Raw genomic sequence first — 18,212 nt, 5'->3', positions numbered from 1 at the left:
CTCAGCCGCCCGGCCGGCGCGCGGCGGCGATCTGGGCGCGGCCCTCGGGCGAGACGGCGGCCAGCGCCTCCGCCAGGGTCTCGCCGAAGTCGCGGTTGAAGGCGACCATCCGCTCGGCCCAGAGGGCAAGGGCGTCGCGCAGCGCATTCGGGTCGTAGGGATCGCGGCGCATCACCGCATCCACCTCGGCGCTGGCGGCGCGCATGGCGGCGAGGCTCGCCGAGTAGCGGCTGCGCTCGGCGGCCAGCACGGCCTGGAAGCGCGGCCGGTCCGGCGCAGGCAGGGCGGCCTCGATCCGCCCGACCATGCGGTCGAAGCCGCGCCCGCCCCGGGGCGGCGGGGACGGCCGCCACCAGAGCAGCCCGGCGAAGACGAGATTCAGCACCAGCGAGGCACCGCAAAGCGCGGTGATCAGGGTCCGGCCGGAGGGTCGGCGCATCAAAAGGCATCTCCCGCGAGGGGCAGGTTTTGCAGGGGGCCGAAGGGATCCTCGGGCGCGGTCCGCGGCGGCGAGAGGCTGAGCCAGAGGGCGCAGGTCGCCATGGCGGCGAGCGCGCCCCAGCCGGCCGGCGCCGCCGGGCGGAGCAGCGCCAGCAGCCGGGGCAGGGGCCCCGGCCGCGCCGGCAGCGGCGCGCGGGCGATCCGGCGGGCGATGCCGGCCTGCAGCCGGGCGACGGCGGCCGGGTCGGGCTGCGCCAGCTCGCGCCGCAGCCGGGCATCGAGGGCGAGCGCCGCCTCCAGCTGCGCCCGCGCCTCGGCGGAGCGGGCGAGGAGCGCGCCGGCGGCGGCACGCTCGGCCTCGGGCCAGCGCCCCAGGGCCGGGCCGTGACGGTCGAGCAGCAGGGCGAAGCGGGCGTTGGTCATGAGCCCTCCAATCGGCTGCGCAGGAATTGCCGGGCCCGACGCAGCAGGCCCTCCAGCGCACGTTCCGAGACATCCAGCGCGGCCGCCGCCTCGGCGCCGCTCAGCTCCTGCTCATAGGCGAGCGCGATGGCGGCGCGCTGGCGCGGCGGCAGCGCCCCGAGCGCCGCGGCGAGCGCGGCCCGTGCTTCCGCGGCCTCGGCATCCGCCTCCGGCCCGGGCCGCGGGTCGGCAAGCGCCGAAGCCGCCTCCAGCCCGGCCGAGGGCGCCCCGGCGCGGCGCCGGGTGCGGTCGATGGCCTGGTTGACGACGATGCGGTGCAGCCAGGTGGTGAAGCGCGCCCGCGCGGGGTCGAAACCGGCCGCTGCCTGCCAGGCGCGGAGGAAGGCCTCCTGCGCGACCTCCTCCGCCTCCGCCGCATCGCCGAGGATGCGGAGCGCGATGCGCAGCGCCCGCTCGCCATGCCGGCCGACCAGAAGGTTGAAGGCGGCGCGGTCGCCCCGGCCGGCCAGCGCCATCAGCGCGGCGTCGCTCGAGGCCGGCTCGATCATTGGGCGCGGCGCGGGCGTCGCGGCAGGCGCCAGCCGGGGAAGGGTGAGGGCGAGGAGCATGGGCATCGGGTCTTCGCGGGTGATACGGCCCTCTGGCCGCCAACCCACGGTGCGAAACCCGGCCCCTCCGCATGGCGCGTCATGGCGCCGGGGTTAGCGCATTGGAATCCGCCCGGGCAAGCAACGTCCGGTGTCCGTTGCGACCCGGTGCGCGACACATGGGGACGAATCGGCATCGGCCCGCGACCCGGCGCCGCCAGGATGCGCCGGTCACGAGCCATCAATCGGAGGATGCCATGCAGGCGGTGGAGGAGCGGCCCGGGCTGTGGGCCATGATGCGGCAGCGCTGGCTGGACCTCGCGGCGCAGCCGCAGGACGCGCATCTGCGCGAGGATATCGGCCTGCCCAGTCTCGCCGCCGAGGCGCGCTACGTCCCGCCCCTGGTCCAGGCCTGGCGCCGCTGAGCCTCACGGCGCCGGGAAGACGGCGTCCGTCCGCCCCATGAGGTGATAGGCGACGAGCCCCACCCATTCGCGGACGCTCCACTCGAACTCGCGCAGCCGGTCGGGGAAGGAGGCATCGGTCTGCGCGGCGAGCGTCGGGCCGGTGCGGTAGTTGACCGGCCAGGGGATGATCCCGGTCCAGCCGGCCTTCCGGAAGACGCCCACCGACCGCGGCATGTGGCTCGCCGAGGTGACCAGCAGCCAGGTCTCGCCCGGCTTCGGCTGCGCGAGCTTCAGCGTGAGGGTCGCGTTCTCCCAGGTGTTGCGCGCCTCCCGCTCCAGCAGGATGCGGTCCGCCGGCACGCCGAGGTCGCGCCAGAGCTGCGCCGCCACGTCCGCCTCCGTCGTGCCGCCATGCACCAGCGAGCCCTGGCCGCCGGTGAAGAGGAGGCGCGCCTCGGGGTGGCGGCGGATCAGCGCCACGCCCTCCGTCATCCGCTCGGCGGCGCCGTTCAGCGCCGGGATGCCGCGCGCCTCAGTCAGGTTCTGCTCCACGGCGCCGCCAAGCACGACGATGCCGTCGACATGCGCCGGTTCCTGGCTTGGGCGGGCGAAGCGGTCCTCCAGCGGTGCCTCGACCCATTGGTGCAGCGGCAGCGCCATCAGCGTGACGAAGAAGCCGAGGCCCGCGAGCGCCGGCCAGCGGCCCCAGCGCCGGCCGCGCCATAGCGCGGCGATGCCGATGGCCAGCAGCAGCACCGCCGCATTGCCCGGCCGCGCCGGGAACCACAGGACCTTCGACAGGACGTAGGTGACATCCTCCACGGACTCAGAGCTCCTCGATCCGGCCCGGGCTCAGCCGGCCGCGCAGGAGGTCGCCGAGCGCCAGCATGTTGCCGCGGAAGCGCCCCCAGCGATCCGCCCAGGGCTCGGGCCGGGGGCTGCGGAGGAGGTTCATCGCCCAGTGCCGCGCCATGCTGCGGAGCGCCCGGTTCCAAGGATAGGTGCCCTTGCGGGCGAGGTAGATGGGGTTGGCAATCTGCGAATAGCCGAGCCGGAGGCCGGGGCTCCGCCCGACCTTGGCCCCGAGATGCACGCCGCGCGCGCCCTCGAGCCGAAGGATGGCCCCGTGCCGGCCGAGCAGCCGCGTCACGTCGAGATCCTCGTACCAGGCATAGGCCGGCAGCGCCTCGTCGACGCGGATGCCCTGGGCGCGCACCACGCCCATGCGGAAGGCCATGTTGCAGCCATAGCCGTTGAAATGCGGCTGCGCCGCCATCCGGTCCGTGGGCAGCGCATCGGCGGCGAGCAGGCTGCGCCCCTCGGCGACGGAGTAGCCGGGCCCGTTGGCGCCATCGGCGATGACGGTGCCGGTCGTCACCACCACCTCCGACCGCGCGGCGAAGACCGCCTCCGTCACCGCGCAGTAGTCGGGCGCGGCGAGGAAGTCATCGTCGAGGAAGAGCAGGATGTCGCAATCCGCCGCCCGGTCCATGATGGCGTTGCGCTGCCGCGGCAGGCCGGCGGGCGCGGTGAAGTATTCGACGCCCGGAACCGCCTCGCCGACATCCTCGGGCGCCGCGTGGCAGACGAGGATGCGGTCGGCCGGGCGCGTCTGGCGGGCGAGGTCGCGCAGCACCTCGGCCAGGATCGCCGGCCGGCCGCGCGTGGCGATGCCGATGCAGAGCCTCACCGTGCCGCCTCCGCCATCGGGGCGAGCGGCAGCCCGTCCGCCGGGCCCGGGGCGGTGAAGCCGGCGAGGCGGCCGCGGAGCGTCGCCCAGTAGTAGCGCGCCGCCAGCACCCGCCCGCGCGCAAGGCCGAGCAGCGCCCCGCCCAGCGGGCGTATCAGGAAAGGCAGCCAGATTCCCGCCGGCACCGCATGCCGGCGCAGCACGAAGCCGAGGCCGCGGCCGTAGAGCGCGGCCCGCTCGACCGCCACCGGCGTCAGCCGCTTGTCGGGATGGACGACGAGTTGCCCGGGTTCATAGCGTGCCGCATGCCCGGCCCTCACCGCCCGCAGCACGAGGTCGTTGCCCTCGGCCGAGCCATAGGGCGTGCCGGGCCCCAGCCGCTCGTCGAAGCCGCCCATCGCCAGGGCCACCTCCCGCCGCAGGAAGAGGTTGAACTCGATCACGCTGGTCCAGACATTGGCCGCGGTGATCGCCCCTGCCTCCGCCCGCCACCGGCCGGAGCCGAGCCCGCCCTCCGGCGAGGCCGCCGGCCCGGTCAGCAGGGCGAGCGCCGGGTCGGCGGCGAAGGCCGCCGAGATCCGGTCGAGCAATCCGGGCGGGTAGGTGCAGTCGTCGTCCGGGAAGCCGACGATCCCGCCCCGCGCCAGGCCGAGGCCGAGATTGCGCGCATGGCAGGCATTGGCGACGGCGGAGCGGCGCCAGAGCAGCGGCAGCCGCCCCTCATAGGCGGCGATGACGGGCGCCAGGCGCTCATCCGCATTCTGGTCGACGACGATCACCTCGACATCGCTGCGGCCCTGCGCGAGCAGGCTGTCGAACAGCGCGGCCAGCTCGGCATCCCGCCCGCGCGTGGCCACGACGAGGGAGAAGCTCACGGCAGCAGCGCCTCCACATGCGCGCGGATCGCGGTGCGGAAGGCCTCTTCCGAGAAGCGCAGCGCATTGGCGCGGCACGCCTCGGGCGCGATGGGCGAGGGCAGCGCCTCGAAGCGGCCGACGGCCGCGATCACCGCCTCGGCGCTCTGCTCGGGGAAGAGCAGGCCCGTCCGCCCCTCCTGCACGATGTCGCGGGCGCCGCCGCGGCCAAAGGCGATCAGCGGCGTGCCGCAGGCCTGTGCCTCCACCATGGCGATTCCGAAATCCTCCTCGGCCGCGAAGACGAAGGCGCGTGCCGTCTGGATCAGCGCGATGAGCTCGGCCTGCGGGACGCGGCCGCGCAGCTCGATGTTTGGGGCACCCTCTGCCGCGGCGCGCACCATCGGCTCCGACGGCCCGTCCCCGGTCACCACCAGCCGCCGCTCCGGCATGCGGCGGAAGGCCTCCACCACCAGCTCCACCCGCTTGTAGGGGACCATGCGCGAGGCCAGCAGGTAATGCCCGCCGCGCGGCGCCGCGCCCAGCCCGAAGCGTGCCACGTCGACGGGCGGGTGGATCACCGCTGCCTCGCGCCGCCAGACCTTGCAGATGCGCTCGGCGATGTAGCCGCTGTTGGCGACCAGGCTGTCGACGCCCGCCGCCGAGCTGCGGTCCCAGAGGCGCAGCCGGTGCAGCAGCCAGCGCGTGTAGGCGCCCTTCAGCCCGGTCTCGAGCCGCGCCTGGCGGAGATACTGGTGCTGCAGGTCCCAGGCATAGCGCATCGGGCTGTGGATGTAGCTGACATGAAGCTGGCCCGGCCCGGTCAGTACGCCCTTCGCCACGGCATGGGAGGAGGACACGACCAAGTCGTAACCCGAGAGGTCGAGCTGCTCGATCGCCAGCGGCATCAGCCCGAGATAATTGCGGAACATCCGCCGGGCCAGGGGCATGCGCTGGATGAAGCTCGTGCGCACGGCCTTGCCGCGGAGGAAGCCCCGCTCCGCCTCCGGCAGGAAGTCGCAGACGGCGAAGACATCGGCCTCCGGCCAGACCAGCAGCAGCTGCTCCAGCACCCGCTCGGAACCGGCATAGCTGTCGAGCCATTCATGGACGAGCGCGACCCTCACGCACTCCCCCCCGGCAGCAGCGCCACCAGCCGCTCCGCCGCGGCACGCCAGGACAGGCCGGCGGCGCGCGCCAGCCCCGCGGCGCGCAGCCGCTCGCGCAGCCCTGCCTCCTCGAGCAGCCGGCCGAGCGCATCCGGCAGGCGTCGCGGCCCGTCATTGTCGAACCAGAGCGCCGCATCGCCGCAGACCTCGGGCACGGCCGCGGCATGGGCGGCGACCACCGGGCAGCCGCAAGCCATCGCCTCGAGCGGCGGCAGGCCGAAGCCCTCGTAGCGCGAGGGGAAGATCAGGCAGAGCGCGGATTCGTAGAGCGCCCGCAGCTCGGCATCCGTCACCCGGCCGAGCGGCACCACCGCTTGGCCCCCCGGATCGCCGGCATTGCGGAAGACGTTGGGGTCGGCCGCGCCGGCGACCGCGAGCACCAGCCCCCGCGCGCCGAGCAGCGCCTGCGCCGCGCCGAGCGCCGCCAGCCCCTTATGCGCTGCCCGCGTCCCGACGACGAGGGCGAAGCGCCCCGGCTCCAGCCCGTGTCGCGCGAGCACCGCCCGGTCGGCCGGCTCGCGCAGGATGTGCTCGCCTCCCTCGAACACCACGCCGATCCGCTCGGGCGCGATGCCGAGGTGGCGGGCGATGCGCCCGCGCGAGAATTCGGAGACGGTCAGCAGCCGCGCCCCCACCCGTGGCAGTGCGCGGTGCAGTCCCCGGTACCAGGAGCGGAAGGCGAGGGAATAGCTCTCCGGCGTGTCGAAGGCGCCGGCATCGTGGATGACGACCGCCTGCCGCCCGCCTGCCAGCAGCGGCGCCGCATTGCCGAGATTGACCAGCATCGAGCCCCGCGCCCGTGCCGGCAGCTCCAGCTGCTCCCAGCCCTGCCCGCGCAACCGGCCGAAGGCCTCGTCGCGCAGGTGGGGGAAGGGCGAGGGCGCCCCGCCCGCCGGCCGCAGCAGCCGCGCGCCGGGCAGCAGCCCCTCCGCCGCCATCGCGTCCAGCGCGCGGGTGATCTCGCCCGCGAAGCGCTGCACGCCGGTCACCTGCTGCCCGAGAAAGCGCCCGTTGACGGCGATCATGAGGCCCCCGGCTTCAGCAGCAGGCGCGGCCGGCGCAGCATCGTGCCGAGATGGCCGCGCTCCTCGCCATCCAGCGTGCGCAGCCCGGCAATGGCGAAGGCGGCGGCGGCCAGCCCTGCCGCGGCGAGCATCGGTGCGAGTCCCGGCATCGGCAGCAGCAGCAGCAGGCCGAGCCCGCCGACCAGCAGCGGCACGCCGAGCCGCCGTGCCGCCTCCGCCGCCGGCGGGTAGAGCCGCGCCACCAGCGCGAATTTGCCCGCGCAGTCGGTCGCCGCCCGCGCCGCCCAGGCCATCGCCGCCCCCTCGATCCCGATCAGGTGGATGAGCAGCGCCGCGAGCGGGATGAAGACCAGCGCCTGGAGCGCCGCGAACTTCGCCGTCGCATCCGGCCGGCCGATCGCGTCCAGCAGCGCATTCGGGGCGAAGGCGACGCAGGAGAAGAAGATGCCGCAGCCCAGCCATTGCAGCACCCGCGCGCTGCCCGCGGCGAAGCCCTCGCCGAGCCAGAGCCAGAGGATCTCCCGCGCCCCGCCGACGAGCAGGAGGCAGGCCGGGAAGACCAGCAGCATCACCAGCAGCCCGCCGCGCCGCAGCAGCGCGGCCGTCGGCGCCGGCGCCGTGGCGAAGGAGGAGGCGAAGGCCGGCAGCAGCGTCTGCGCCACCGCGACCGGCATAATCCAGGCGCGCAGCACGAGGTCGAGCGGCGTTGCATAGAAGGCGACGGCGGAGAGGCTCAGCAGCGCGCCGATCAGGAAGCGGTCGGCATAGAGCAGCGCCTGGGTCAGCAGGCCGGAGGCCGTCATCCAGCCGCCGAGCTTCAGCAGCGGCGCCGCCAGCGCGAAGCGCGGCCGCCGGAGCCCGAGCCCGGGCACGAGGGGGCGGATCAGCCACAGATAGGAGACGGTATTGGCGAGTCGGCAGGCGACGAGGGCCAGCATCACCCCGACCAGGCTATCCCAGACCAGCAGCACCAGCACCGGGCCGAGGTAATAGAAGAGGTTGATGGGAATGTTGACGAGGTTGGCCGCGCGGAAGCGCTGATAGGCCGCCAACACGCCCCAGAGTGCCGCATTCAGCACGACGAGCGGCGCGGCGGCGGCCAGCACCCGCATCGCGCCGATCGCCTGGTCGCGCAGGCCGGGCGGCACCTGCAGCACCCGGTCGACCAGCACCGGGACGAAGAGCCAGAGGCCGAGCGCGACGACGAGGCTGATGCCGAGCAGGGTGCCGAGCGCCGCCTCGACCAGCGAGGCTGCCTCCTCGCCCCTGCCGGCGCCGATGCGCTCGGAGATGGCCCGCGTCAGCGCCAGGCCGACGCCGAAATCGAAGACCCCGAAGACGCCCACCATCGCCAGGGCCAGAGTGAAGAGCCCCCAGCGGTCGAGGCCGAGCTGCTGGATGAGGACGGGGGTGAGGACCAGGGCGAGCAGGAGCGGCACGCCGCGTCCCAGCCCGTTCCAGACCACGCCCGCGACCATGGTGCGGCCGTGGGTGCGGGACTCTGCCGGATCGGCCATGATGGTGAGGGCCTCGCTAGATGCGCCGCGCCGTGCCAGCGCGGCCGCCCCAGGTCAAGCGATGATGGTGCCGCGCAGTAGAGGTCAGTAGGCGCCGCGCCGCAGCAGCACGGCGGCGGGGGTGCGAAGCAGGATGCGTACATCCGCCAGCAGCGAGGGGTTGGTGGCGTACCGCACGTCGAGCGCGACGCGCTGGGCGTAGCTGGTGTCGGACCGCCCGCTCACCTGCCAGAGGCCGGTGATGCCGGGCCGCACCGAGAGGTAGTGCTCCGCCGCCGCGCCGTAATGGACGGCGAGCTCGGCGGCGACCACCGGCCGCGGGCCGACCAGGCTCATCTCGCCGCGCAGCACGTTGATGAGCTGGGGCAGCTCGTCGAGGCTGGTGGCGCGGAGAAGGCGGCCGATCCAGGTGATGCGCGGGTCGCGGCGGAGCTTCCGCGTCGCCTCCCATTCGGCGCGGGCGGCCGGGTCGGCGGCGAGCAGCGCCTCCAGCCGGGCGGCGCTGTCCACCACCATGGAGCGGAATTTGAGGCAGCCGAAGCGCTGGCCGCCACGGCCGATCCGCTCATGCGCGTAGAAGGCCGGCCCGCCATCGGCGCGGACCAGCAGGGCGAGCAGCAGGAAGACGGGCGCGCCCAGCAGCAGCAGCGCGCCGGCGCCGGCGACATCCAGCGCCCGCTTCGCCACGGCCTGCAGCCCGGGGGCGGCCTGCTGCGGCAGGCGCACCGCGAGGGGGCCGATGGAGGACTGGGCATGCGTCAGACCGCGATAGGATTCAACGCCAAGCATGGACGACATCTGTCTCTCCTGGTCCCGGCGCCGTGAGAGGGGATAGCGCCGGTAATCCTTCGCCCGGTTCGGTTGACAGGTCAGACCGTTCCGGACGCTCGGACTATGGGGGTCAGGTCGTGCGGGATTGCGACGTGCTTGCGGCCGGATTATGGCACCGCACAAGAATGCGGTAGCAATGATCCAGGCAGACGGGGCGGGGGTCGGCGCCGCTCGCGCCGCGGGCGAATTGAACCGGTCGCGCCGGATTCCAGCAGGGCGCGGCTGCCGCCGGAGGGGCCGGGGTCAGCCCGGCATGGACACGCTGATATGGATCCGCCCAAAGCCCAGGCGGAGCGGCCGTGGCACCAGAGCCGTGATTCGCCCGCGCAGCGACCCGGCGCCCTTGGCGAGCAGGCCATCGAGTGCCGCCCGCTCCGCCGGCGGCAGGCGGCCGAGCCTCCGGCCCTCCGACGACCAGGCCTCGATTTCGGCGCCGCCGCGGCGCGGCCGCAACTCGACCGGATCGCCGACGCGCGGCCCGGCCTGGCCAGGGTCGAGCTCAGCCGCATCCGTCAGATAGGTCAGCAGCTCCGGATCGGCGGCGGGCTCGGGGTGCACGGTGGGGTCCTTCCTCATAGCGGCGGCCCAATGCGGGAAGGATGCCGATCGATCCATCGCGGCGGGATGACAGTCGAGAGAACAGACGCCTAGAGCATCGAGTTTACGCAAATGTGAACCGATGCGCTCATGTCTCCGCAAGCATATCGACCGAGAGTTGACCAAGGGCAAGGGATGCCGTGAGTCCGGGGCTCTCGATGCCGAAGAGGTTCAGCAACCCCGGCACCCCATGTGTCCGCGGCCCCTGGAGGGTGAAGTCCTGCCCCGGCGCGCCGGGCGGCACGATCTTCGGCCGGATGCCGGAATAGCCCGGCGCCAGCGCCCCGTCCTTGAGGTCCGGCCAGTAGCGGCGGATCGCGGCGTAGAAGCTCTCGCCCCGGCGCGGATCGACCTCGTAGTCGATCTCCTGCACCCACTCGACATCCGGGCCGAATCGCGCCTGTCCCCCGAGATCGATGGTGAGATGGGTTCCAAGGCCGCCCGGCACCGGCACCGGGTAGATCAGCCGGGAAAAGGGGTTCTTCCCCGTCAGCGTGAAGTAGTTGCCCTTGGCGTAGTAGGCGGTCGGGACGAGTTGGCTCGGCATGCCGGCCAGCGAGCGTGCCAGCTTCGGCGCATGCAGCCCGGCCGCGTTGACGAAGCTCCGGCAGCGCAGCGCCATCGGCTCCGCCCCGCCGACCTCGATCTCGACGCCGTCCTCCGTCAACCGCCCGCCGGTGACCGGGGCGTGGAAGACGAAGATCGCGCCGGCATTTTCGGCATCGCCCTGGAGCGACAGCATGAAGGCATGGCTGTCGACGATGCCGGTGGAGGGCGAGAGCAGCGCCGCCGTGCAATGCAGCGCCGGCTCCAGGGCCAGCGCCTCGGCACGTTCGAGCCGGCGGAGGTCGGGCACGCCATTGGCCGCGGCGCGGGCCTGGATGGAGGCGAGCTTGTCGGCCTCGGCCTCGTCCGTCGCCACGATCAGCTTCCCGCAATTGGCGTGCGGGATGCCGCGCTCGGCGCAGTAGGCGTAGAGCATGTGCTTGCCCTCGACGCAGCAGCGCGCCATCAGGCTGCCGGCGGGGTAGTAGATCCCGGCATGGATCACCTCCGAATTGCGCGAGGAGGTCTCGGTACCGATCCCCTCCGCCGCATCCAGCACCAGTACCTCGCGCCCTGCCAGCGCCAGGGCCCGCGCCACCGCGAGCCCCACCACGCCGGCGCCGGCGACGACGCAGTCAATCTCGTCCATTCCGCCTCAACCCTGTTTCCCTGCCGCGCAAGATGCGGCGCCTGCCGCCCGCGCGCCAATCGCCTTTGCCGGAGGGCGGCTCACCGCCCCTGGAAGACCGGCTTCCGCTTTTCCTGGAAGGCGCGCAGCCCCTCGCGCAGGTCCTCGCTCGCCTTGGCTTTGGCCATCCGCGCCTCGAGCGCCGCGACGTCGAGCGCCTGATGGCCGATCTCGTTGATGGAGCGCTTCACGCCCTGCACCGCGAGCGGCGCCAGCTCGCCGAGCCGGGCGGCGACGGCGTCGATGCGCCCGTCCAGCTCCTCCGGCGCGACGAGGTAGGTGAGGTAGCCGATGCGCAACAGCTCCTCCGCGCCCTGGTCCTCGGCCAGCATGAAGAGGCGCTTGGCGTTGTTGACGCCGAGGCGGGAGACGTAGCGGCGCAGCCCGCTCTCGTAGTAGTGCAGCCCGATCCGCGCCGCCGGCATGAACATCCGCACCGCCGGCGTGCCGATGCGGAAGTCGCAGGCGAGCGCGAGGTCGGTGCTGCCGCCATAGACGCCCGCATGGAGGCGCGCGATGGTTGGGATGCGAAGCATCTCCACCCGGTCGACGAGGCGCTCGAAGCCCTGAGCCTGGTCGCCGCCGTGCCCCTCGGCCTGCTCCGCCATGGCGCCAAGATGGGCGCCGGCTGAGAAGGCCCGGCCCTCGGAGGCGATCACCAGGACCCGGAGCGCCGGATCGGCCTCGACCCGCTCGAGGATGCGGAGGATCTCCTCGATGTCCTCCGGCTGCACCCGGTTCATCACCTCCGGCCGGTTCAGGCGCAGCGTGGCGCGGCTGCCCTCGATGCTGAGGCTCGGCAGGCGGCCCTCATCCCTCGCGCTCATGGTGGTCCTCCGGTGTCGGCCAGGTTGTGCCGGGCCGCGGGCGCCCCGGCAAGGGTGCTGGCGCCAGGGGCAGGCCGCTGCCACTCTTCGCCCGACGCGTAGGGAATGCGACCATGGCCGACCTGCCCCAGCATGTGGACATCCATGAGGAGGGGCCTCGAGAGGGCTTCCAGATCGAGCCGGGGCCCATTTCCTCCGCCGACAAGATCGCGCTCATCGAGGCGCTGTCCGAGACCGGCCTGCGGCACATCCAGATCTGCTCCTTTGTGAACCCTCGCCTGGTGCCCGGCTGGGCCGATGCCGAGGCGGTGGCCGGCGGCTTCCGGCCGAAGCCCGGCCTGCGCTACGCTGCGCTTTGGTTCAACGAGAGCGGGCTGCGCCGGGCGCTCGGCTTCCGCGACCGGCTCACCATCGCCGGCGCCATCTCGCTCTCCGCCTCGGACGCCTTCTCGCACAAGAACCTCAACCGCGGCCATGCCGAGAATCTCGAGGCGATGCGCAAGCAGACAGCGGTGCACCAGGAGGCCGGGGTGGCGGTGACGCGCATCGGCATCATGGCAGCCTTCGGCTGCAACTACCAGGGCGACATCACGCCCGAGCAGGTGGTGCGGACGGTGGCCGACGGCCTCGCCATCGCCGAGGAGGCCGGCGCCGCCATCACCGACGTCTCGCTGGCCGACACCATGGGCTGGGCGACGCCGATCCGCATCGAGCGCGGAGTCGGCGCGGTCAGGGAGCGCTGGCCCGGGCTGCGCATCGGCCTCCACCTGCACGATACGCGCGGGCTTGCCGTCGCCAACGCGCATGCCGGGCTCAGGCTCGGCGTGACCAGGTTCGACAGCACCGTGGGCGGGCTCGGCGGCTGCCCCTTCGCCGGGCAGAAGGGCGCGGCGGGCAATATCTGCACGGAGGAGCTGGCGCTGCTCTGCGAGGAGATGGGCATCGCGACTGGCATCGACCTCGACGCGCTGATCGAGGTCGGGCGGCTGGCGGAGCGCATCGTCGGCCACCAGTTGCCGAGCGAGCTGCTGCGCGCCGGCAGCCTCGGCGCCTTCCGGCGGCAGATTGCGGCATGAGCGTCGCGCCGCTCGCTGGGCTGCGGGTGCTGGAGTTCAGCCACACCATCATGGGGCCCTGCGCCGGGCTGGTGCTCGCCGATCTCGGCGCCGATGTGGTGAAGGTGGAGCCCGCCCCGGCCGGCGACCACACCCGGCGCCTGCCCGGATTCGCCGCCGGCTTCTTCGCCACCTTCAACCGCAACAAGCGCAGCATCGCCCTCGACCTGAAGCGGTCGGAAGGGCAGGCCGCGGCCCGGCGTCTGGCGGCACGGGCCGACCTGGTGCTCGAGAATTACGGGCCGGGGACGATGGAGCGGCTCGGCTGCGGCTGGGATGACCTCCGAACGGTCAATCCGCGGCTGGTCTATCTCGCATTGAAGGGCTTCCTCGCCGGGCCCTATGAGCACCGGCCGGCGCTCGACGAGGTGGTGCAGTTCCAGTCCGGCCTTGCCTACATGACCGGGCCGCCGGGGCGGCCGCTGCGCGCTGGCGCCTCCGTCGTCGACATCCTCGGCGCCGTCTTCGGGGTCGCCGCCGCATTGGCCGCGCTGCGCGAGCGGGACCGCACCGGCGAGGGCCAGCGCGTCAGCAGCGCGCTTTTCGAGAGCGCCGTCTTCCTGATGGGCAGCCACATGGCCGGACTTGCCGCCACCGGCGAGGCGCCGCCGCCCATGCCCGCCCGCCGCGGCGCCTGGGGCATCTACGATGCCTTCGGGACGGGGGAGGGGGGGCAGCTTTTCATCGGCGTCACCAGCGACCAGCAATGGGTCCGCTTCACCGAGGCCTTCGGCCTGGACGAGCTCGCTGCCGACCCGCGCCTCGCCACCAATGCCCAGCGGACGAAGGAGCGGTCCTGGCTGATCCCCGCCCTGGCGGAGGTCTTCCGCCGCCACGACCAGGCCGAGGTCGCCCGCCGCTGCGAGGCGGCCGGCATCTCCTGGTCCCCGGTCGGCAAACCCGCCGACCTGTTCGAGGACCCGCACCTGCTGGCGGGCGGAGGGCTGCTGCAGACGGCGATGTCCGCCTTCGGCGGCGGGGCGATGTTCGGCCTGCCGGCCCTGCCGCTCGAGTTCGGCGACTCGAGGGAGCGGGTGGCGCTCAGCCGCCAGCCGCCGCGCCTCGGCGAGCATAATGGCGAGGTGCTGGCCGAGGCCGGCTTCGCCGATGCCGAGATCACGGCGCTCGCCGCAGCTGGCATCCTGGCGAAGTCCTCCTCAGCCTAAGGCGCGGGGCGAACAGGGTCAGGATCTCAGTCGGCGCGGCCTTCCCGAGCTGGCGCATGGAAGTCGTGCATGGTCCGGGCCAGCCGGCAATGCGCCAGGCGTTGGCGGCATGCCGCGCGTCGGCAGGCGCTGGCGTCCGCCAACCATGGCCCCGCTTGGCCTGTCGGGGACGGCCGCCGCTTTCGGTGCCCATTCCTGTTTTCAGGTCGCAGTCAACGCTTTTTCCCGCCAAAGTGATCTTCACGAATGCGCTGACTCAAACCGTATACCGTGTAAAAAAGCTCGGGAATTATAAAAAGAAAAACATTCTCTTACCGATTCGTTCTTGAGCGGATTACCACGAATATGGCAACTGATACGCTAGTGCCGCGAGTCAGCGAAACGGTCTACGGCGTGCCGGCACAGTTCACGGTTTTGGTCGACGGCAAGCAGGTCGGAGCGACCTACCAGACCAATGCGATCCATGGCTGGAAGTCCGATATCATTACCATCGGCGGCGATTGGGATGCGGGCGGCCACACGGTCCAGATCAAGTACCTGAACGATTTCAAGGACGCGGGCGGCGACCGCAACCTGTTCCTGGACAGCGCCACCTACAACGGCGTGGCCGTCCCGGGCGCCAGCCTCAACATGTGGTCGGCTTATGACCCGAACACGTTCAAGCTCACCGATACGACAGCCCTGGCGGCGACCACGACGGAGCCGCCTCCGGCAACAACCACCCTGCCCCCGACGACACCGCCCCCAGCCCCCGCCGAGGCAACGGACACGCTGGTCCTGAAGGTCAGCGAAACCGTGTACGGGGCGGCGGCGCAGTTCACCGTCTCCGTGGACGGCGTGCAGGTCGGCGGGACCTATCAGACGACCGCCATGCATGGCTGGAAGTCGGACACGCTGACCCTGAAGGGCAACTGGGACAGCGGCGACCATTCGGTCTCCATCAAATTCCTCAGCGACCAGAAGGATGCGGGCGGCGACCGCAACCTGTTCCTGGACGGCGCGACCTATAACGGCGTCGCCGTTCCCAATGCCAAGCTCGACATGTGGTCCGCCTACGCCCCGCATGTCTTCAAGGTCACCGACACGACGCCGCTGACCGCGACGCCTGCGCCCAACCCGCCGCCGCCGGTCGGCACCGCGCTGAACCATGACGGGCTGACGGACCTGAACGTCATTATCCGCGGGCAGTCCAACGCCTTCCTGCTCGACCAGCAGGGCGGCGACGACATCCTGAAGGCCGAGCTGCAGAAGGCGCTGCCGGGCGTCAGGATCAACATCCTCGACGGTGAGAACAAGACGGAGTTCTCCGGCACCGCCTTCACCACCTGGGATACCGGCGGCCAGCAGCAGAAGATGTACGCCTATCTCAACTCGCTGCCGGCGGAGATCAAGGACAACGAGACCATCACCGTCTGGATGCACAACGAGACGGACCAGGGCATCGGCGGGCTGACCACGGAGCAGTGGAAGCAGGAGGTGCAGGTGGATGCGAACAACATCCGCGACATCTTCGACCATCAGGGCGCCGCGAGCACGCCCTACCTCTTCGTGCCGATCCGCTACCCCTATGGCAGCGGCTTCCCGGTTATCCGCCAGGGCATGGAGGAGTTCTCCGCCGATCCCAAGTTCAACGCGAAGATGTCCTGGGTGGCCTATGGCCCGAACATCACCATGACCGGTGGGCCGGAGGTGGGTCCCAACTCCTCCCATATCGGCGGCCCGGACTCGGCCACGATCGGGCATGACCTGGCGGCGCCGATCCTCGACCTGTACCACGCCATCGCCTGAGGCCGGCGCGGGCCGGCCGAACCGCTTCAGGGCGGAGCCGGCCCCGCCCTGGAGGCCCACCAGCCTCCGCCTGCGGGGTCAGCCCTGCCGCCGCGCGCCTCGCCAGGCGATGAGGGCGCCGAGGCCGGGCAGGACGGCAAGCGCGCTGAAGGCGAGCGAGTAGGATCGCGTCACCTCGACCGCCGCCCCGAGCAGCGACGGCCCGACGACGACCCCGGCGAAGGCGACCGCGAGCACGCCGCCCGCCGCATCTCCCGCCCTGCCGGGTGCGGCCAGACGCGCGGCCTCGGCCAACAGCAGCCCGTTCCACCCCGCCGCGCAGGTGCCGAGCAGGCAGAGCAGCGCGACGATGCCGGCCCCGGGCCCGGCCAGCGCCGCCGGCAGCAGCGCCCCGCCGAGGCAGGTGCAGGCCCCGATCGCCGCCAGCGCCTTCAGCCCCGAGCGCCACCAATCCGCCACCATCCCCCAGCCGATGCGCGCCCCGATGCCGACCGCCTGGCTCGCCGAGGCGACGAAGCCGGCCGCGACCGGCGCCCACCCCGCCTCCTCGACCAGCATGGTGACGATGCTGGAGCCGAGGGCGAGCTGGAAACCCGAGAAGCATGCCGAGATCACCGCCAGCGCGCCGAGCCCCGGCCGGGTCCTGAGCGCCGTGATCCCGCCGAGCGCGCCGGCCCCGATCGGGGCGCCCGGCTCCCGCTCGCCATCCCAGTGGCGGCGGAAGGCGCCGCAGCCGAGCGCCGCCGCCGCCATCGCCGCGCCCACGGCCAGCACCGCCCCCCGCCAGCCGACCGCCCCGGCGAGGCCCGGCAGGATGGCCCCGGCCAGCGCCCCGCCGATCGGCACGCCGGTCTGCTTCACCGCGAAGACCCGGTTGCGCCGCGCCGGCGGCGTCAGCCGCGCCAGGACCTGCGAGGCGGAGGGGTTGGTCAGCCCATAGCCCGCGCCGATGAGGAAGGAGCCGAGCACCGCCCCCGCGAGCCCCGCGCCGACGATCAGCAGGCAGGCCGCCGCCCCCGCCGCGAGGGCGAGCTGCGTGCAGCGCGCCGGCCCGAGCCGCCGCAGCAGCCCGCCCGAGAACATCGAGGCGGCGCTGGCCGCGGCATAGGTGCAGGCCACCTGCCAGCCGAGCCAATGCGGCTCCGCCCCGAGGTCGCGCGCCGCCATGGTCGCCAGCACCGGCAGGGTGAAGACGGCGAACGTCGCCAGCGACTGCGCGCCGGTCGTGGCCGCCAGCGCCGCCCCCAGCCCGGCGAGCGGCAAGGCCTAGCCGAGCCTCCGCAGGACATCGGGCGAGAGCTGCGCCAGGTCGGTGATGCCGAGCATCGCCATGTCGCGGTGGATCTCCTCCCAGAGCAGGGAGATCGCATGGCGCAGCCCCGGCTCCCCGGCGACCGCCGCCGCGTAGAGGAAGGGCCGGCCGAGGAAGACGAAGTCGGCGCCGAGGGCGAGCGCCTTCAGCACATCCGTCCCGCGCCGGATGCCGCCATCGAGCATGACGGCCATCCCCTGCGCCACCTGCGCGATCTCCGGCAGCACCCGCAGCGGCGCGACGGCGCCGTCGAGCTGTCGCCCGCCATGGTTGGAGACGATGACGCCGTCGGCGCCGCAGTCGCGGGCGATCCGTGCATCCTCGGCCGAGAGGATGCCCTTCACCAGCAGCTGCCCCGGCCAGCGCGCCCGGATCAGGGACAGGTGCTCCCAGGCGAGGCCGTCCCGCCGCCCGATCGCCCGGATGAGGTTGGAGGAGAGCACCGGCGGGCCGCGCGTCGCATCCATGTTCTCGAAATGCGGCATGCCGTGCTGCATCAGCGTGCGCAGGAAAGTGCCGAGGAGCCAACGCGGATGGCTGATGCCCTGCCAGGCGAGGCGCGGCGTCGGCCGCAGCGGCAGCGAGTAGCCGTTGCGGACATTGTTCTCGCGGTTGGCCGAGACCGGCACGTCGGCGGTGAGGACGAAGGTGTCGTAGCCGGCCGCCAGCACGCGGTCGACGAGCGGCTCGATCCGCGCGGCCTCGCCCGGCAGGTAGGCCTGGTACCAGGCGGTCGGCCCCTCCGCCCGCACCGCCTCGAGCGGGATGAGCGAGGAGGCGCTCAGGATCATCGGGATGTTGGCCGCCGCCGCCGTGCGGGCGAAGACCAGGTCGCCGCGATAGGCGGACAGCGCCGAGGCCCCCATCGGCGCGATGCCGAAGGGCGCCGCGTAGTGCCGGCCGAGCAGCCGCCGCCCGGTCTGCCGCTCCGTCACATCGGCCAGCACCCGGGTGACGAAGCCGAGCTCGCCGAAGGCCACCCGGTTGTCGCGCAGCGAGGCATCGGTCTCCGCCGCGCCGGAGACGAAGCCGTAGAGCATCCGCGGCAGGTGCCGCCGCGCCGCCCGCTCGAAATCGTCGAGGGAGAGGATGCGCCGGAGAGTCCGGGGCAGGTCCGGCTCGGTCCGTCGCGCCGCGACGGTTGGCGTCAGCTCCGCCAGCCTCTCCCGCGTCTCGCCGTCCGGCGGCATGGCCCGCTCCCCTTGCCCTGAAGGCGCCAGAATCGGGCG

General features: G+C 72.9%; 19 protein-coding genes. 4 read left to right on the top strand and 15 right to left on the bottom strand.

What is annotated here, in order from left to right; all coding sequences use genetic code 11:
- Position 1: 1 nt before the first annotated feature.
- From AC5JJ1_RS24340 to AC5JJ1_RS24330, 3 genes are read right to left on the bottom strand one after another with little or no spacing between them, the layout of a single operon-like run.
- Positions 2 to 439, bottom strand: a complete 438-nt coding sequence (locus AC5JJ1_RS24340) for a periplasmic heavy metal sensor (protein WP_495787700.1) — start codon at positions 437 to 439, stop codon at positions 2 to 4.
- The gene (locus AC5JJ1_RS24335) at positions 439 to 864 is read right to left on the bottom strand and encodes a hypothetical protein (protein WP_495787699.1); all 426 of its coding nucleotides are present in this window, start codon (positions 862 to 864) and stop codon (positions 439 to 441) included. The genes AC5JJ1_RS24340 and AC5JJ1_RS24335 overlap by 1 nt, the downstream gene beginning before the upstream one ends.
- Complete coding sequence (locus tag AC5JJ1_RS24330) at positions 861 to 1,478, bottom strand: sigma-70 family RNA polymerase sigma factor (RefSeq protein ID WP_495787698.1); 618 nt, start codon at positions 1,476 to 1,478, stop codon at positions 861 to 863. Before AC5JJ1_RS24330 ends, AC5JJ1_RS24335 begins: the two co-directional genes overlap by 4 nt.
- 230 nt (positions 1,479 to 1,708) lie before the next feature.
- Between AC5JJ1_RS24330 and AC5JJ1_RS24325 the strand changes: the two genes are divergently transcribed.
- Positions 1,709 to 1,876, top strand: a complete 168-nt coding sequence (locus AC5JJ1_RS24325; RefSeq protein ID WP_495787697.1) for a hypothetical protein — start codon at positions 1,709 to 1,711, stop codon at positions 1,874 to 1,876.
- A gap of 3 nt (positions 1,877 to 1,879) precedes the next feature.
- Here the strand turns inward: AC5JJ1_RS24325 and AC5JJ1_RS24320 are convergent, their stop codons facing one another.
- The 10 genes from AC5JJ1_RS24320 to AC5JJ1_RS24275 form a co-directional block, all read right to left on the bottom strand.
- A complete protein-coding gene (locus tag AC5JJ1_RS24320; protein ID WP_495787696.1) occupies positions 1,880 to 2,680 on the bottom strand; it encodes a YdcF family protein in 801 nt (266 codons plus the stop codon).
- Between the two features lie 4 nt (positions 2,681 to 2,684).
- On the bottom strand, positions 2,685 to 3,548 hold the full coding sequence (locus AC5JJ1_RS24315; RefSeq protein WP_495787695.1) for a glycosyltransferase family 2 protein: 864 nt from the start codon (positions 3,546 to 3,548) through the stop codon (positions 2,685 to 2,687).
- The gene (locus tag AC5JJ1_RS24310; protein WP_495787694.1) at positions 3,545 to 4,423 is read right to left on the bottom strand and encodes a glycosyltransferase family 2 protein; all 879 of its coding nucleotides are present in this window, start codon (positions 4,421 to 4,423) and stop codon (positions 3,545 to 3,547) included. The genes AC5JJ1_RS24315 and AC5JJ1_RS24310 overlap by 4 nt, the downstream gene beginning before the upstream one ends.
- Complete coding sequence (locus AC5JJ1_RS24305) at positions 4,420 to 5,529, bottom strand: glycosyltransferase (RefSeq protein ID WP_495787693.1); 1,110 nt, start codon at positions 5,527 to 5,529, stop codon at positions 4,420 to 4,422. Before AC5JJ1_RS24305 ends, AC5JJ1_RS24310 begins: the two co-directional genes overlap by 4 nt.
- Positions 5,526 to 6,596 (bottom strand): glycosyltransferase family 4 protein, encoded by a 1,071-nt coding sequence (locus tag AC5JJ1_RS24300; protein ID WP_495787692.1) that lies wholly within the window; start codon positions 6,594 to 6,596, stop codon positions 5,526 to 5,528. The genes AC5JJ1_RS24305 and AC5JJ1_RS24300 overlap by 4 nt, the downstream gene beginning before the upstream one ends.
- Positions 6,593 to 8,113, bottom strand: a complete 1,521-nt coding sequence (locus AC5JJ1_RS24295) for a flippase (RefSeq protein WP_495787691.1) — start codon at positions 8,111 to 8,113, stop codon at positions 6,593 to 6,595. The genes AC5JJ1_RS24300 and AC5JJ1_RS24295 overlap by 4 nt, the downstream gene beginning before the upstream one ends.
- A gap of 84 nt (positions 8,114 to 8,197) precedes the next feature.
- Positions 8,198 to 8,911, bottom strand: coding sequence for a sugar transferase (locus AC5JJ1_RS24290; RefSeq protein WP_495787690.1), 714 nt, complete (start codon positions 8,909 to 8,911; stop codon positions 8,198 to 8,200).
- A gap of 276 nt (positions 8,912 to 9,187) precedes the next feature.
- Entirely contained in the window at positions 9,188 to 9,502 is a 315-nt protein-coding gene (locus AC5JJ1_RS24285; protein ID WP_495787689.1) for a hypothetical protein, read from the bottom strand.
- Positions 9,503 to 9,629: 127 nt separating this feature from the next.
- Complete coding sequence (locus tag AC5JJ1_RS24280; RefSeq protein WP_495787688.1) at positions 9,630 to 10,736, bottom strand: NAD(P)/FAD-dependent oxidoreductase; 1,107 nt, start codon at positions 10,734 to 10,736, stop codon at positions 9,630 to 9,632.
- Between the two features lie 80 nt (positions 10,737 to 10,816).
- Positions 10,817 to 11,602 carry an enoyl-CoA hydratase/isomerase family protein gene (locus AC5JJ1_RS24275; protein ID WP_495787687.1) on the bottom strand — a complete coding sequence of 262 codons (786 nt, stop codon included), beginning with the start codon at positions 11,600 to 11,602 and terminating at the stop codon, positions 10,817 to 10,819.
- A 113-nt stretch (positions 11,603 to 11,715) separates the two neighbouring features.
- Between AC5JJ1_RS24275 and AC5JJ1_RS24270 the strand changes: the two genes are divergently transcribed.
- The 3 genes from AC5JJ1_RS24270 to AC5JJ1_RS24260 all read left to right on the top strand — a co-directional run bounded on the left by AC5JJ1_RS24270 (position 11,716) and on the right by AC5JJ1_RS24260 (position 15,671).
- Positions 11,716 to 12,678 carry a hydroxymethylglutaryl-CoA lyase gene (locus tag AC5JJ1_RS24270; protein WP_495787686.1) on the top strand — a complete coding sequence of 321 codons (963 nt, stop codon included), beginning with the start codon at positions 11,716 to 11,718 and terminating at the stop codon, positions 12,676 to 12,678.
- Complete coding sequence (locus AC5JJ1_RS24265; RefSeq protein WP_495787685.1) at positions 12,675 to 13,883, top strand: CaiB/BaiF CoA transferase family protein; 1,209 nt, start codon at positions 12,675 to 12,677, stop codon at positions 13,881 to 13,883. The genes AC5JJ1_RS24270 and AC5JJ1_RS24265 overlap by 4 nt, the downstream gene beginning before the upstream one ends.
- 363 nt (positions 13,884 to 14,246) lie before the next feature.
- Positions 14,247 to 15,671, top strand: a complete 1,425-nt coding sequence (locus AC5JJ1_RS24260) for a carbohydrate-binding domain-containing protein (protein ID WP_495787684.1) — start codon at positions 14,247 to 14,249, stop codon at positions 15,669 to 15,671.
- Positions 15,672 to 15,749: 78 nt separating this feature from the next.
- Here AC5JJ1_RS24260 and AC5JJ1_RS24255 read toward each other — a convergent pair whose 3' ends face one another.
- Entirely contained in the window at positions 15,750 to 16,934 is a 1,185-nt protein-coding gene (locus AC5JJ1_RS24255; RefSeq protein ID WP_495787683.1) for an MFS transporter, read from the bottom strand.
- A 3-nt stretch (positions 16,935 to 16,937) separates the two neighbouring features.
- Positions 16,938 to 18,173, bottom strand: a complete 1,236-nt coding sequence (locus AC5JJ1_RS24250) for an alpha-hydroxy acid oxidase (RefSeq protein WP_495787682.1) — start codon at positions 18,171 to 18,173, stop codon at positions 16,938 to 16,940.
- Positions 18,174 to 18,212 lie beyond the last annotated feature (39 nt).

This window comes from Belnapia sp. (assembly GCF_059504005.1).
This window is presented reverse-complemented; position numbering and strand designations above follow the sequence as displayed.

Coding starts and splice junctions, on each gene's coding strand:
- AC5JJ1_RS24340 (WP_495787700.1), bottom strand. CDS start 439: ATGCGCCGACCCTCCGGCCGGACCCTGATCACCGCGCTTTGCGGTGCC.
- AC5JJ1_RS24335 (WP_495787699.1), bottom strand. CDS start 864: ATGACCAACGCCCGCTTCGCCCTGCTGCTCGACCGTCACGGCCCGGCC.
- AC5JJ1_RS24330 (WP_495787698.1), bottom strand. CDS start 1,478: ATGCCCATGCTCCTCGCCCTCACCCTTCCCCGGCTGGCGCCTGCCGCG.
- AC5JJ1_RS24325 (WP_495787697.1), top strand. CDS start 1,709: ATGCAGGCGGTGGAGGAGCGGCCCGGGCTGTGGGCCATGATGCGGCAG.
- AC5JJ1_RS24300 (WP_495787692.1), bottom strand. CDS start 6,596: ATGATCGCCGTCAACGGGCGCTTTCTCGGGCAGCAGGTGACCGGCGTG.
- AC5JJ1_RS24295 (WP_495787691.1), bottom strand. CDS start 8,113: ATGGCCGATCCGGCAGAGTCCCGCACCCACGGCCGCACCATGGTCGCG.
- AC5JJ1_RS24290 (WP_495787690.1), bottom strand. CDS start 8,911: ATGTCGTCCATGCTTGGCGTTGAATCCTATCGCGGTCTGACGCATGCC.
- AC5JJ1_RS24280 (WP_495787688.1), bottom strand. CDS start 10,736: ATGGACGAGATTGACTGCGTCGTCGCCGGCGCCGGCGTGGTGGGGCTC.
- AC5JJ1_RS24275 (WP_495787687.1), bottom strand. CDS start 11,602: ATGAGCGCGAGGGATGAGGGCCGCCTGCCGAGCCTCAGCATCGAGGGC.
- AC5JJ1_RS24270 (WP_495787686.1), top strand. CDS start 11,716: ATGGCCGACCTGCCCCAGCATGTGGACATCCATGAGGAGGGGCCTCGA.
- AC5JJ1_RS24265 (WP_495787685.1), top strand. CDS start 12,675: ATGAGCGTCGCGCCGCTCGCTGGGCTGCGGGTGCTGGAGTTCAGCCAC.
- AC5JJ1_RS24250 (WP_495787682.1), bottom strand. CDS start 18,173: ATGCCGCCGGACGGCGAGACGCGGGAGAGGCTGGCGGAGCTGACGCCA.